The organism is Maribacter vaceletii (genome assembly GCF_003634105.1).
In the GTDB taxonomy this organism is placed as follows: domain Bacteria; phylum Bacteroidota; class Bacteroidia; order Flavobacteriales; family Flavobacteriaceae; genus Maribacter_B; species Maribacter_B vaceletii.
Window position 1 is genome coordinate 1 of sequence record NZ_RBIQ01000012.1, and the last position, 13,230, is coordinate 13,230.

General features: G+C 30.7%; 14 protein-coding genes. 6 read left to right on the plus strand and 8 right to left on the minus strand.

Annotated features, from left to right (window positions below; translation table 11 throughout):
* Positions 1–300: 300 nt before the first annotated feature.
* The gene (locus CLV91_RS14985; RefSeq protein WP_121069046.1) at positions 301–2,187 is read left to right on the plus strand and encodes a 3-keto-disaccharide hydrolase; all 1,887 of its coding nucleotides are present in this window, start codon (positions 301–303) and stop codon (positions 2,185–2,187) included.
* 16 nt (positions 2,188–2,203) lie between these two features.
* Positions 2,204–4,174, plus strand: a complete 1,971-nt coding sequence (locus CLV91_RS14990) for a plastocyanin/azurin family copper-binding protein (protein ID WP_121069047.1) — start codon at positions 2,204–2,206, stop codon at positions 4,172–4,174.
* 62 nt (positions 4,175–4,236) lie between these two features.
* On the opposite strand, the gene CLV91_RS14995 is transcribed toward CLV91_RS14990, so the two are convergent.
* Positions 4,237–4,662, minus strand: coding sequence for a DUF4268 domain-containing protein (locus CLV91_RS14995; RefSeq protein WP_121069048.1), 426 nt, complete (start codon positions 4,660–4,662; stop codon positions 4,237–4,239).
* The gene (locus CLV91_RS15000) at positions 4,663–5,334 is read right to left on the minus strand and encodes a ZIP family metal transporter (protein ID WP_121069049.1); all 672 of its coding nucleotides are present in this window, start codon (positions 5,332–5,334) and stop codon (positions 4,663–4,665) included. It lies immediately after the preceding gene.
* Positions 5,335–5,421: 87 nt separating this feature from the next.
* Between CLV91_RS15000 and CLV91_RS15005 the strand changes: the two genes are divergently transcribed.
* Both CLV91_RS15005 and CLV91_RS15010 read left to right on the plus strand, forming a co-directional pair.
* Positions 5,422–6,588, plus strand: coding sequence for a THUMP domain-containing class I SAM-dependent RNA methyltransferase (locus CLV91_RS15005; RefSeq protein WP_121069050.1), 1,167 nt, complete (start codon positions 5,422–5,424; stop codon positions 6,586–6,588).
* A gap of 3 nt (positions 6,589–6,591) precedes the next feature.
* Complete coding sequence (locus tag CLV91_RS15010) at positions 6,592–6,822, plus strand: hypothetical protein (RefSeq protein WP_121069051.1); 231 nt, start codon at positions 6,592–6,594, stop codon at positions 6,820–6,822.
* 95 nt (positions 6,823–6,917) lie between these two features.
* On the opposite strand, the gene CLV91_RS15015 is transcribed toward CLV91_RS15010, so the two are convergent.
* Genes CLV91_RS15015 through rlmD form a run of 3 tightly spaced genes read right to left on the minus strand, consistent with a single transcriptional unit; the run spans position 6,918 to position 9,631 of the window.
* Positions 6,918–7,718, minus strand: a complete 801-nt coding sequence (locus CLV91_RS15015) for a DUF6048 family protein (protein WP_121069052.1) — start codon at positions 7,716–7,718, stop codon at positions 6,918–6,920.
* Positions 7,699–8,217 carry a DUF6452 family protein gene (locus CLV91_RS15020; protein WP_121069053.1) on the minus strand — a complete coding sequence of 173 codons (519 nt, stop codon included), beginning with the start codon at positions 8,215–8,217 and terminating at the stop codon, positions 7,699–7,701. The genes CLV91_RS15015 and CLV91_RS15020 overlap by 20 nt, the downstream gene beginning before the upstream one ends.
* A gap of 4 nt (positions 8,218–8,221) precedes the next feature.
* Positions 8,222–9,631 carry a 23S rRNA (uracil(1939)-C(5))-methyltransferase RlmD gene (gene rlmD, locus CLV91_RS15025; protein ID WP_121069054.1) on the minus strand — a complete coding sequence of 470 codons (1,410 nt, stop codon included), beginning with the start codon at positions 9,629–9,631 and terminating at the stop codon, positions 8,222–8,224.
* 275 nt (positions 9,632–9,906) lie between these two features.
* On the opposite strand from rlmD, the gene rocD reads away from it, so the two are divergent.
* On the plus strand, positions 9,907–11,151 hold the full coding sequence (gene rocD / locus CLV91_RS15030) for an ornithine--oxo-acid transaminase (protein ID WP_121069055.1): 1,245 nt from the start codon (positions 9,907–9,909) through the stop codon (positions 11,149–11,151).
* Between the two features lie 170 nt (positions 11,152–11,321).
* Here rocD and CLV91_RS15035 read toward each other — a convergent pair whose 3' ends face one another.
* Both CLV91_RS15035 and CLV91_RS15040 read right to left on the minus strand, forming a co-directional pair.
* Positions 11,322–11,651 (minus strand): CCC motif membrane protein, encoded by a 330-nt coding sequence (locus CLV91_RS15035; RefSeq protein WP_121069056.1) that lies wholly within the window; start codon positions 11,649–11,651, stop codon positions 11,322–11,324.
* A 13-nt stretch (positions 11,652–11,664) separates the two neighbouring features.
* Positions 11,665–11,970: a DUF2752 domain-containing protein gene (locus CLV91_RS15040; RefSeq protein WP_121069057.1), complete on the minus strand. Its 306-nt coding sequence runs from the start codon at positions 11,968–11,970 to the stop codon at positions 11,665–11,667.
* 60 nt (positions 11,971–12,030) lie between these two features.
* Here CLV91_RS15040 and CLV91_RS15045 point away from each other — a divergent pair, with 60 nt between their 5' ends.
* On the plus strand, positions 12,031–12,573 hold the full coding sequence (locus tag CLV91_RS15045) for a Smr/MutS family protein (RefSeq protein WP_121069058.1): 543 nt from the start codon (positions 12,031–12,033) through the stop codon (positions 12,571–12,573).
* On the opposite strand, the gene CLV91_RS15050 is transcribed toward CLV91_RS15045, so the two are convergent.
* A complete protein-coding gene (locus CLV91_RS15050) occupies positions 12,570–13,085 on the minus strand; it encodes a hypothetical protein (protein WP_121069059.1) in 516 nt (171 codons plus the stop codon). The genes CLV91_RS15045 and CLV91_RS15050 overlap by 4 nt on opposite strands.
* Positions 13,086–13,230: the final 145 nt, after the last annotated feature.

Consider the following 13,230-nt stretch of genomic DNA (forward strand, 5'->3'; position numbering starts at 1 on the left):
CGCCGATGGTACTGCTACACCAAGTGGGAGAGTAGGAAGCCGCCTTCTTCAAAGTCCGATACATTACGTATCGGACTTTTTTTATGCCCTATTTTTATACCCAAACAATAGCCTTGATAATTAATGTTTTTCTTCTTTTCGCGAAACCCTTTTCGTAGACTTTTTTCTTGTTTAAATTGCTGATTGTTAAGTGGTTAATTGGTTTTTTTAATAACGCTTTTTAAAATAATTTTTTTAGAATTAACGATGTGTGATTTTTATTTTATATTTTAATTAACTTGAAAGAATTAAATTAAAATAATGAAAAAAATAAACTATTGTATTTTTTTATTTCTTCTGCTTCTTTTTACTTCTTGTTTAAAAAAAGAAAAGAAGAAGAAAATTAATGTTGACGTAGTACCATTAGTAGAAATTCCTTTTATAAACTTAAAATTAGAAGATTTAGAAGGTTTTAAAGATGTTTCATCTAATTGGAAATTAGCAAATAATGTTTATAGTGATGTTTCTAAGCAAAAAACTATTGACTTTACAAAAGGAAAAGGGATTTTAGTAAATGTTCCTAATGAAGTTGATAAGCGTAATTTATTTACAAGTTTTGAACATGGTGATATTGAATTTGAATGTGATATAATGATGCCTTTAAACTCTAATTCAGGTATTTATTTTCAAGGAAGGTATGAAATACAATTGTTTGATAGTTGGAAAACCATTGATGTTTCTCATAAAGATTTAGGTGGAATTTATGAACGTTGGGATAATTCTAAAGATAAAAAAGAGAGAGGTTATGAAGGTCGTGCTCCCAGAATTAATGCAGCTAAAGCGCCCGGGTTATGGCAACATTTTAAGATTGTTTTTCATGCACCAAAGTTTAACAAAACAGGAGAAAAAATAAAAAACGCTTGGTTTGAAGAAGTTTGGTTAAATGGTGTTTTGATACATGAGAATGTTGAAGTTACGGGTCCTACAAGGGGTTCTGCTTTTAATAATGAAAACCCTAGAGGTCCTATTATGATTCAGGGTGATCACGGCCCCGTTGCATTTAAAAACATTAAATATAAACTTTACGAAGGAAATAAAGTGTTCTTAAGTAATCTTAAAAGATTAGAATATGAAAGTACATCTCCAACTATTGGAAATCTAGATACAATCCCTATTATAAAAAAAGAAGATACAAACGTGTTTTCTCTTGTTGATATAACAAGTGTAAAGGAAAAAAAGATTGTTTCATATTCGGGGAACTTTATAATTCCTAAATCTGGTAACTATCTTTTCGAGGGACGCACAAATGGTATTGCAGAATTAATAATTAATGGAAAAACTGCTTTAGAGATGCGAGGGGGTATGGATAAAATACATAAAGTGATTATAAACTTAAAAGAAGGAGATGCATCTTTTATATTGGTATACAACCAAAGTGCACCATGGGCTCGTGGATTTGGCTTGCATGTTGAGGGTCCTGAAATGCAACGATATTCTTTACAAGAAGGAGTAGAGAAAGGGGCAGGAGATTTTAATCCTTTAAAGGGAATTACTGTTGAACCTGTAGACAGAGTGATTACGCAACGTAGTTTTGTAAATCATAAAAATATTAAACGCACACATTGTATTTCTGTTGGTACGCCGCAAGGTATTCACTATTCTTATGATTTGGCAAGAGGTTCTTTATTAAAAGTTTGGAGTGGTTCTTTTTTAAATACCACACATATGTGGTTATCTAGAGGAAAAGATCAATTAGGAGAACCTATTGGTTTTTCTATTGCAATGCATGGCGATTTGGAATTCGCATCTTTAACAGATAAAGATTCTTCTTGGCCTACACCTTTAGCTGAAAATAAAGGAGTTAAACAGTTAGGATACGTTTTTGATTCTTCAAAAATCCCTGAATTTTCATACCAGATAGAAGGTGCAACTATTAAAAATAAGTTAACTGTATCTAAAGGTAACCGACAATTGAATAAATTAATTCAAATTTCTAGTAATAAAACTCTTTGGCATAAAGTTGCAGATGGAGAAAGTATAAAATCTCTTCCTAATAATAGATATATAATTAATGATGAAAGTTATTATGTAGATTTTATTGGAAACCAAAATTTGAAGCCAATAATTAGAAATAATGGTAGTAAATATGAGTTACTAATTAAAGTTCCGAAGGGGAATAATACTGTTACTTATAACATTGTTTGGTAACTAAAAAAAGAAAAGAATGAAGATCATTAATAAATCAATTTTACTGTTATTTATACTAGGGATTTGTCAAATAAATTATGGGCAAAAGAATAAAGTTTTTAATTCTGTCCAAACCAAAAAAGAATCTGAATTTTATAAAATTGTAGATGTTCCAATACCGCAAGGCATTAAACTAGAAGTAGGTGGTTTAGCTCTGACTGATGAAGATAAACTTGGTGTGTCTACTAGACGTGGAGAAGTATGGCTTATAGATAAGCCTTATAGTAAAAATCCAAATTATAAACTTTTTGCACAGGGTTTACATGAAGCACTAGGCCTTGGGTATAGGAATAAAGGTTTTTATTTATCTCAGAGAGGAGAATTAACTAGGTTAGAAGATCAGGATGGAGATAATGAGGCAGATATATATAAAACAATTATTTCATGGCCATTATCAGGTAATTACCATGATTATTCTTATGGTCCAAAATTTATGGATAATGGGGATATGATTGTTACCCTTAATTTATCTTGGATAGGAGGAGGTAAAAGTACTGTAAGATGGCGTGGTTGGATGTTAAGAATTTCTCCAGAAGGAAAAATGACTCCAATAGCTACAGGTTTACGATCTCCTGCAGGATTTGAGATTAATCCGGAAGGAGATTTTTTCTATACAGAAAATCAAGGCGATTGGGTGGGGTCAGGTCGTATGACACACCTAGAGGTTGGTGATTTTGCAGGACATCCTGAAGGGTTAAAATGGTCAGATGATGAATTGTCTCCACTTAAATTAAAGCCAAGTGATATTAAGGATAGCTCAGGTTTAACTTTATATGAATATTCTAAAAAAATATCGAAGCTTAAGGCACCTGCAATATGGTTTCCTCATACTATTTTGGGGATTTCTACTTCAGATATTATTTATGATACTAATGGAGGCAAGTTTGGACCTTTTGATGGTCAGCAATTTGTAGGAGACCAAGGACATAGTAAAATAATGAGGGTTTTTATAGAAAAAGTAAATGGAGTTTACCAAGGAGCTGCTTTTCCTTTTGTAGAAGGTTTTTCATCTGGTGTGCTCCGTATGATTTGGGGTAGTGATAATAGTATGTTTGTAGGAATGACTAGTAGAGGTTGGGCTTCAACAGGAAAAAAGGAATTTGGTCTTCAACGTCTAGTGTGGACAGGAAAAACTCCTTTTGAAATAAAAACTATGAAAGCTCTAGCAGATGGATTTTCATTAGAATTTACAAAACCTGTAAATAAGAGAGTAGCTTCTAATACTGCAATATATAAACTTACAAGTTTTAACTATCTATATCATAAGACCTATGGTAGCCCAATTGTAGATCAACAAAAAGCTATGGTACATAAAGTTGAAGTTTCTGAAGATGGGTTATCTGCAAAGCTAACAGTTCATGGAATGCGTCGCGGTTTTATTCACCAAATAGAAATACCTGAATTAAAATCTACGACGGGTGAAAAATTGTTGCATAACACTGGGTATTATACTCTAAATGAGGTTCCAGGAGGTATTTTAATGTCTCCTGCACTAAAACAAGAAAGTAGTTCTAAGGAGAAAGTTATACAAGTAAAACGTACTAATAAGATGCCTGATAGTTGGAGTAATGGAGCAAAGAAAAAACTTGTAATTAGTACAAAGCCAGGTCTTAAATACGATGTTTCTGAAGTTATAGTAACTAAAGGAACAAAAATAGAATTAACCTTTAATAATAACGATGATATGTTGCATAACCTAGTAATTACTAAACCAGGTGTTGCGTCTGTAGATGAAGTAGGGGATATGGCATTAAAACTAGGATTAGATGGTGCCGATTTAAATTATGTTCCTAATACAGATTTAGTATTATATCATACTGGTATTGTTGCGCCAGAGACAGAAGAAAAAATATATTTTGAGGCACCTAGTACTCCTGGTGAGTATTGGATGGTGTGTACTTTTCCCGGGCATTCTAAAATTATGCGAGCTAAATTTATAGTTAAATAGTATTGTTTTTATTATTATTAAAAAGCATTAGCATTTAATAGATTCTAATGCTTTTTTTATAATTATACTCCAAGAATATCTTTATATTCTTGGAAAAAAGCTTCCACTTTTTTCATATTATTGGATAAAAAAATCATGGTTTCTTGCCAGGTGTCTTTATTATGTATAGAAACATTTTTTATTTCTACATAAATTTTTGAGATTTCTTTATTATTTATAGGGTAAGAATCATTAAATGTAGCATTAGGTAAGTATTCTTCTTTAATAATACTCTTTAAAGAAATTAGTTTTTCCCAAAGCTCCATTCTAACTTCTAGGTTGTTGTGGTCAACTATTATTGCTACTTCTGCAGTTTTTAAGTTAAACTGAAACTTAAATGTTAAACCTTTGATTTTAGTGTTGTATAAGGTCCATTTTCTTGGAAAAGATTTTCCAAATGCTATCCAAAAGTCTTGTTTTAAACGTTTTGATTCTTCTTTACTAAACATTTATAACATATAAGCAATTATTATTCCAACTATTATGACAGCTAGTTTTCTTAAATTAAATTTATGACCTTCTGAACTTTCAAAGAGAATAACAGTGGAAATATGAAGAAATATACCTATTACTAAAGCATTTAACATGGCAAAGTATTTAGGTGCTAACTCAAAATTAGCAGAAATATAACTACCTATTGGTGTCATTATCGCAAAAAGAGAGATGAAGAATATGGAGCTTGTTAGTTTTAATTTGGATCCTAATAAAAATATACTAAGAATAATTGCGATAGGAATTTTATGAATTAATATTCCATATAACATTGTATGGTTATGTTCTATAGGTACACCTTCTAATATAGAGTGAATGGATAAGCTTATAAATAGTAACCAAGGAAATTTTTTGGTATCATTCTTTACGTGTACATGACCATGCTCTGCGCCTTTAGAAAAGAATTCTAAAAATATTTGGAATAATATTCCAAGCATTACAAAAAGACCTACAGTTTTAGAATTGGTGTGTTCGTATACTTCAGGAAATAACTCAAAAAGAGTTAGCGCTAATAAGAAGGCGCCACTAAAAGCAAGAAGTAATTTAAAGTTTTCTTTTTTTTGTGGTTTAACAAAATATACAAAAAGAAAACTTAATAAGACACCTAAGATTGGTAATATATAGGTCATGAAATTGGTTGCAAGTTTTTATAAAGTAGTTAAAATATATACAAAGGGTAAAATTAGTGTATTTTTGTGTGAATTTTTACAGATACCATGAACAATAATTTTAAAATGTTAGCGAAAACCTTATTTGGTTTTGAAGAAATATTAGCTAAGGAACTTAAAGATTTAGGTGCATTAAATGTTGTGGAAGGAACTCGTAGTGTTTCTTTTGAAGGAGATACTGGATTTATGTACAAAGCAAACCTTTGTTTGCGTACTGCAATAAAAATTATAAAACCAATACATTCTTTTTCTGTTAGAAATGAAAACGAGCTATATAGAAAAATTTATGCAATGGATTGGGAGCAGTTTTTAACTGTGGACACTAGTTTTGCAATTGATACTACAATAAAATCTGATAATTTTACGCATTCTTTATATGTTTCGCAAAAGGTTAAAGATGCTATTGTAGATAAGTTTAGGGATACCGATGGGGAAAGACCAGATGTAGATGTTAAATTTCCTGATATACGAATTAATATTCATATACATGATGAACAATGTAATGTTTCTTTAGATAGTTCAGGGAGGTCTTTGCACCACAGAGGGTATAGAACAGCAACGAATATAGCTCCAATAAATGAAGTTTTAGCAGCTGGTTTATTATTATTAAGTGGGTGGAAGGGACAATCAGATTTTTTAGATCCAATGTGTGGTAGTGGTACTATGTGTACTGAGGCAGCAATGATCGCTTGTAATATACCTGCTAATATTAATAGAAAAGAATTTGCTTTTGAAAAATGGGAAGATTTTGATGAAGAACTTTTTGATAAAATTGTGGATGTATCTTTAAATAAAACTAGAGATTTTAATTATAAAATTGTTGGCTATGATAAAGCTCCATCTGCTGTTCGTAAAGCTCAGGATAATGTGGAAAACGCAAACCTTTCTGAATATATAACTATTGAGAGAAAAAACTTCTTTGATACCGAGAAGTTTACCGAAAATCAATTACATATGGTTTTTAACCCTCCATATGGAGAGCGTTTAGATATAGATATGCAAGATTTTTATGCCTCTATCGGTGATACTTTAAAACAAAAATACCCTGGTACTGATGCTTGGTTTATAACATCAAACTTGCAGGCGTTAAAGTTTGTAGGTCTTAGACCTTCCAGAAAAATAAAAGTATTTAATAGCCATTTAGAATCTAAGTTGGTAAAATATGTAATGTATTCTGGTAGTAAAAAAGCCAAATATCAAAATAAAGAAGAATAAAATATGAAACTTAAACATAAAGCTCTTTTATATAACTTTATAGGTTTTACTCTTATATTTATAATTGTTAGACTTTTGTTAGGTCATTTTGTTCCAATGCATCGTTTTTTATTGGCAGGAATTTCAGCTATTACAGCAACAGTTTTTGCCCCTAAATTTGCTCTAGCAAGAATTAAAGGGGAAGAAAAAATGGTTATGAAATGGATTTTTAGAAAAGAAATAAAAGAATTTTAATTTACTCGATAATCGAGATTTAAATACTCCGAGGCTTGTCTCGAAATCAAAATTAGTTCTCTAAGAAATGCCTCTTGGACTTGCCCCGAGCTAGTTTACTCTGTTACTTCTTTTTCTACTTCTGTTTTTTTCTTTTTCTCTTTTTTGTATAAAGGAATAAAATAGGAGATACTGTAATTATATCCTACTCCAAAGGCACTATTGTCTGTCACATTATTGAATCCTGGTATCCAAAGATTATTAAATCTAGATGGGTCCGGGTCTTTATCTGCAACTAAGATGCCTATTCTAACACTAGCACCAAGATATAGATTTGAAAAAATTTCTACTTTGACGCCAAGAACGGCCTCTAACCAATGCGCAGAAAGACTCCCAAATTCTTGTGGTGTTGTAGATCCAGCAACAAATGCGCTACCTTCTCTCCAGTAATTATTACTGTTATATATTTGATAGTTGTTTAGTGTTTGAGAAAAAGTTGCATATGCATATCTTGCTCCAATATAAATAGAATTTTGTTCTCCATACCAATTTGCATATGTGTTATAGTCTATCCCAAATTTAATATAGCTTCCTTTAGTTGTAAAATTATATAATGGGTTAGTAGTTGTTTCGGTAAAATTTGATCCTATTTCTTCTTGCCTTGTTTTAGTTTCATTTCCTATTTCTGCTGCTAAAAATAGTTTTTGTGTTAATCTGTAATCTCCAACAATTTCAAAACCTTCATAATTGTTATTAGTGAAATTTAATAATGGCTTGCTTAAATCTACACCAACTCTTAAGCCATACGCTTGTTTGTATACTACAGTATCTTTTGGTTTAGTGTCTATAGGCTTGCTTTGCCCATAAAAACCAATACTGCTAATTAGGAATAATAGACTAATGATAAATTTTAACATGCGCAGTATTTATAGTTTCAAGATTTATATCTGTAGTAATAAATTCTATTCTTTTAATCCAGTTATCGGTGTCTGGTACTAAGGTTTCTGAAACTCCATTATATGTAGCTACAAAACCACAAGCTCTAGATACATATTCATCTGATAGCTCATAATTAAAAGTTATTTCATCTAAATTACCTGTGTCAGTGGTATCTGTACTAGAAGTATCTGCAGAATTTAACACAAAATTAAAAGATGTGCTGTTTTCTGTAATTCTTAAAGGAATAGATATAGAGTCTAAATCTGTCCTATCTGTAAAGGTATTTACAGTAACGTCTTTGCCTACACCATATACTCTAAGTTTTGGAGCTTTTTTTAAAGCGGTAGTGTCATTAATATCATAAAACCTTATAACTAATAAAGGAGTGTCTCCATCTACACAAATATCATCTTTTTCACATGCTAAAAACAAAATAATCCCTACAAGTAATATTCCTAAAACTTTTAATTTAACCATACTATTATATCTTTTCTAAAAGTACAACATTTTCTACATGATGTGTTTGCGGAAACATATCTACAGGTTGCACTTTAGTCACTTTATAAAAATCTTTCATTAAGGCAAGGTCTCTTGCTTGTGTAGCGCTATTGCAACTTACATATACAATTTTATTAGGAGCAATATTTAAAATTTGCTCTACTACATCTTTATGCATACCTACTCTTGGAGGGTCTGTAATAATGGTATCTGGTTTTCCGTGTTCGGCAATAAATGCTTCATTAAACACATTTTTCATATCCCCTACATAAAACTCTGCGTTAGTTAAATTGTTATTTTTTGCATTTTCTTTTGCATCTAGTATTGCTTCTGGTACAGATTCTATTCCTATAACTTTTTTTGCTTTTTTAGCTACAAATTGTGCAATAGTTCCAGTTCCTGTGTATAAATCGTACACTAACTCTTCTCCTGTTAATCCTGCAAAATCACGAGTTACTTTATATAATTCATATGCTTGTTCAGAATTGGTTTGGTAAAAGGATTTTGCATTTATTTTAAACTGTAAACCTTCCATTTCTTCTATAATGTGGTCACGGCCAGCAAAACATACTATTTCTTGATCATAAATAGTATCGTTTTGTTTTTGGTTAATAACATATTGTAAAGAAGTAATTGTAGGGAATGTTTCCTTTAAGTGTTTTAATAAGTTTTCTCTTTTTTCTTTATGGTCTTCAAAAAATTGTATTAAAACCATTATTTCACCTGTGGATGTTGTTCTAAGCATAAGTGTACGCAACATTCCGGTATGGTTTCTTGGATTAAAAAAAGACATCTCGGTTTTTTGAGCATATTCTTTGGTTGCCATACGAATAGCATTAGAAGGGTCTTCTTGTAAATGGCATTTTTTTAAATCCAAAATTTTATCCCACATACCAGGAATATGAAAGCCAAGAGCATTTTTGTCTTCAATTTGAATTCCAGATTGTATTTGTTCTAATGTAAGCCATTTACTATCAGAGAAAGAAAACTCCATTTTATTGCGATAAAAATACTGTTCTTTAGAACCTAAGATTGGAGTAATTTCAGGTAAATCTAAATGGCCAATACGTAGAAGATTATTGTAGACTTCTTTTTCTTTATAAAAAAGTTGGTTTTCATAACTCATATTTTGCCATTTACAGCCACCACAAACACCAAAATGTTCACAAACTGGTTCAGAACGTTTGTCAGAAAATTTATGAAAATTAATTGCATTACCTTCAAAATAAGCTTTTCTCTTTTTTGTTGTTTGTATATCTACAACATCTCCAGGAACTGCATTTGTAGTAAAAACTACTCTACCATCAGGAGCTTTACCAATAGTTTTTCCTTTTGCTCCAGCATCAATAATCTCAATATTTTCAAGAATTATTCTTTTATTCTTTTTTCGCATAGCGCAAAAATAAGAATAGCACTTCATTTATAACAGTATCTTTAAGAAGGAATCTAATTAAATTTAGTTAAATAAAAGTGAACTTAATTTTTATTTAAGAATTTGCATGCGAAAACACCTTTTATTCTTGCATAAATTACTTTTTTAGAATAATTAATATTTAGTAATTTGCAGCCTCTTAGGGATGATTTCTTTCCCACGCTGAATTTTCGAGTTCTTCGAAAGGATAAAGGTAGATAAGGAATGGTTATTTTATTAATTTAAACAAAATTAAAATGGCTGTTTTAGACCAATTAACATCGCAACAAGCGATAGATTTAGAAAACAAGTACGGAGCACACAATTACCATCCTTTACCAGTAGTACTTAGTAAGGGAGAAGGAGTTTATGTTTGGGACGTAGAAGGAAAAAAGTATTATGATTTTTTATCTGCTTACTCGGCAGTAAATCAAGGGCATTGCCATCCAAAAATTGTGGAAGCAATGACAAAGCAAGCACAAACTTTAACATTAACTTCTAGAGCATTTTATAATGATATGCTTGGTACGTTTGAAAAAAAGGTAACTAGTGTCTTTGGTTTTGACAAGTTTTTGCCAATGAACACAGGAGCAGAGGCTGTAGAAACGGCATTAAAAGTGTGTAGAAAATGGGCTTATGAAGTAAAAGGAATTCCTGAAAATGAAGCACAAATAATAGTTTGTGAGAATAATTTTCATGGAAGAACTACTACAATTATTTCTTTTTCTAATGATCCAGTGGCAAGGACAAATTTTGGGCCATACACTAATGGTTTTATAAAAATTGAATATAATAATTTAGAGGCTTTAGAAGCAACTTTATCTAGCACAAAGAATATTGCAGGATTTTTAGTTGAACCTATACAAGGAGAAGCCGGTGTGTATGTGCCATCAGAAAATTATTTAGCAAAGGCAAAAGAGTTATGTGAGAAACATAATGTGTTATTTATTGCTGATGAAGTACAAACAGGTGTTGCTAGAACTGGTAAAATGTTAGCAGTAGATCATGAAAATGTAAAACCAGATATTTTAGTTCTTGGAAAAGCATTATCTGGAGGTGCGTATCCAGTTTCTGGGATTTTAGCTAATAACCCTATTATGGGGGTTATACGTCCTGGTAATCATGGTAGTACTTATGGTGGTAATCCTGTTGCTGCAGCGGTAGGCATAGCAGCTTTAGAAGTTGTAGAAGAGGAGAATTTAGCTGAAAATGCCGAAATTTTAGGGCAATTTTTTAGAGAAAAATTAAATGAGTTTATCCCAACATGTAACATTGTTAATGCAGTTCGTGGAAAAGGACTTTTAAATGCTATTCTTATAAATGATACTGAAGATAGTTCTACTGCTTGGGATATTTGTATGGCTATGAAGGAAAATGGTTTATTAGCAAAACCTACACACGGTAATATTATTCGTTTTGCGCCACCTTTAGTAATTACTAAAGAGCAATTATTAGATTGTATTTCTATTATAACAAATACAGTAAAGCAATTTGAGAAGTAATTTTTTTCGAAAGTGAGTAAAATATAAAATCCCTGAATTTCTAATTCAGGGATTTTTTTATGTTAAATACTTTTATTTTGCCAGTAGGCTAATACCCCGATACTTTTATCGAAAATCTTAAAATTAACCCTTTTAATGTCATGCTGGCTTGCCTCGAGGTCATTTATTTGTTATTGAAAAAATTCTTCCACCCTTTCCCTCATAAGCTCTTCATCTTCTAAGGCATCCATTCCTATGACAGAAACAATAAGCCAAATAATAAAAAATAAGAAAAGCAGGTTTAAGATAATTCCAATAATAGCTAGAATTTTACCAGTTTTAACGGACCCAAAATCAGAATAAGATTCTGGTTCAGCATTATACACTTTGGTTGCTTTGCTTGCTAAAATTAAAGCAACAACGGAAAGAATTAAGCCTAAAACGCCATAACACCAACATAATAGTATAGAGGCTATACTTAATCCAATAATTGCTCCTGTGTTTGGTAATTTTTGTTCCATAATATTTTATGAGTTATATAAATTTTGAAATATAATTGGTTGTAATAAAAATAACTGTGATTAATGTCAAAGTTAGTATAATTTTATTTGCATGTTTAATAATGATAAAACTTTGAAGAATATAAAAACTTACGAGTAAAAAAATACTATAAATAGCAGGGTACATCGTATAAGCAGCTTCAAAATTACCATGTATTACTAATATAAAAGAACGTTGTAAGCCACAGCCAGGGCAATCTATTCCTATAAATTTTTTAGTTAAGCAAGGGAGCATAAACTCTTCAATGGTTAATAAAAATAGGATAATTGCTAATTTCATGGCATTTTTAAAGAAAGATGCTGAAAATTACTATTATTTTTGGGTATTTAAAATAAAAAAATGCGTGTTTTTAATATTGGAGATAAAGTAGAAACTATAGACGATGTTATTTCTGGAACTATCCTTAGTATAGATGGTTCTAAAATTACAATAGAGGACTCAAATGGATTTGTACTATCCTATTTTGATAAAGAGTTAATGAAAGTTGGTGGGGATATTAGTGTTACTAATTATGAGATTGCTAAAATTAAGTCAGAAAAAGAAATCCCTAAGAAAAAGAAAAATGTTGTTTTAAAAACCAAAGAACGTAATGCCCCTAAATTGGAGGTAGATTTGCATGTAGATAAGCTAGTTCGTAATTCTGGTAATATGAGTAGTTATGAAAAGTTAAATTTACAATTAGAAACTGCAAAACGGCAATTAGAATTTGCTATGCGCAAAAGAATACAGAAGGTAGTATTTATCCATGGAGTAGGAGAGGGAGTATTGAAAGAAGAATTGGGTTACCTTTTTAGGCGCTATGAGAATTTAAAATATTATGACGCCGATTATCAAAAATATGGAATGGGAGCTACAGAAGTATATATTTATCAGAACTCTTAGTTAGCTTTTGTTGTTACTACTTTTCCATAATCATTTATACTCAAGTTTGTAATACGATTATTTTCAGAGGTTTCAAAAGTAATATTCTCTAATGTAATATTATGATTGTACGTAGTACTATTTTCCTCACTTGTAGTTATAAGTATATTTCCACTTTTTGCAATAATTTCTTCAACAACTGTTGGGGATGTTAAAGGTACAGAGGAACAAAAATAATCTTTAGAAACATTGTCAGAAAATGTTCTGTAAGTAAGTTTATATGGCCCACTTTCTGTAATTGCATTTACAGTTGCTTCTGTTATGACTTCATTTTTTAAAGCGTTTGCTGGTAATTCTAAAATTAAAGCTTCAACAGTATTAATTTTAAATAATAAACTAGCAGTAGATACTTCTACGGTATTACAGGTGTTTATAGTAGTTATACTATCAAAATCTATAGTTTCAATTTGTAAATCACCATCATCACAAGAAAAAAAAAGGACAGCGCTAATAGAAAGTAACAAGTTTTTCATGTTTCAAATTTAATTTAAAAAAGTAAAACTATAGCAAATGGGCTAACATATTTAAGTCTAAATTAACTATTGAAAAAATTAGTTAACTATATTAACTAATTTCGATTTTAAATGCCTACTTTTGTCTTATCTCTTATTAAAATAA

Coding starts and splice junctions, on each gene's coding strand:
- CLV91_RS15045 (WP_121069058.1), top strand. CDS start 12,031: ATGCGTGTTTTTAATATTGGAGATAAAGTAGAAACTATAGACGATGTT.
- CLV91_RS15035 (WP_121069056.1), bottom strand. CDS start 11,651: ATGGAACAAAAATTACCAAACACAGGAGCAATTATTGGATTAAGTATA.
- CLV91_RS15020 (WP_121069053.1), bottom strand. CDS start 8,217: ATGGTTAAATTAAAAGTTTTAGGAATATTACTTGTAGGGATTATTTTG.
- CLV91_RS14995 (WP_121069048.1), bottom strand. CDS start 4,662: ATGTTTAGTAAAGAAGAATCAAAACGTTTAAAACAAGACTTTTGGATA.
- CLV91_RS15005 (WP_121069050.1), top strand. CDS start 5,422: ATGAACAATAATTTTAAAATGTTAGCGAAAACCTTATTTGGTTTTGAA.
- CLV91_RS15015 (WP_121069052.1), bottom strand. CDS start 7,718: ATGTTAAAATTTATCATTAGTCTATTATTCCTAATTAGCAGTATTGGT.
- CLV91_RS14990 (WP_121069047.1), top strand. CDS start 2,204: ATGAAGATCATTAATAAATCAATTTTACTGTTATTTATACTAGGGATT.
- CLV91_RS15010 (WP_121069051.1), top strand. CDS start 6,592: ATGAAACTTAAACATAAAGCTCTTTTATATAACTTTATAGGTTTTACT.
- CLV91_RS15040 (WP_121069057.1), bottom strand. CDS start 11,970: ATGAAATTAGCAATTATCCTATTTTTATTAACCATTGAAGAGTTTATG.
- rlmD (WP_121069054.1), bottom strand. CDS start 9,631: ATGCGAAAAAAGAATAAAAGAATAATTCTTGAAAATATTGAGATTATT.
- CLV91_RS15050 (WP_121069059.1), bottom strand. CDS start 13,085: ATGAAAAACTTGTTACTTTCTATTAGCGCTGTCCTTTTTTTTTCTTGT.
- CLV91_RS14985 (WP_121069046.1), top strand. CDS start 301: ATGAAAAAAATAAACTATTGTATTTTTTTATTTCTTCTGCTTCTTTTT.
- rocD (WP_121069055.1), top strand. CDS start 9,907: ATGGCTGTTTTAGACCAATTAACATCGCAACAAGCGATAGATTTAGAA.
- CLV91_RS15000 (WP_121069049.1), bottom strand. CDS start 5,334: ATGACCTATATATTACCAATCTTAGGTGTCTTATTAAGTTTTCTTTTT.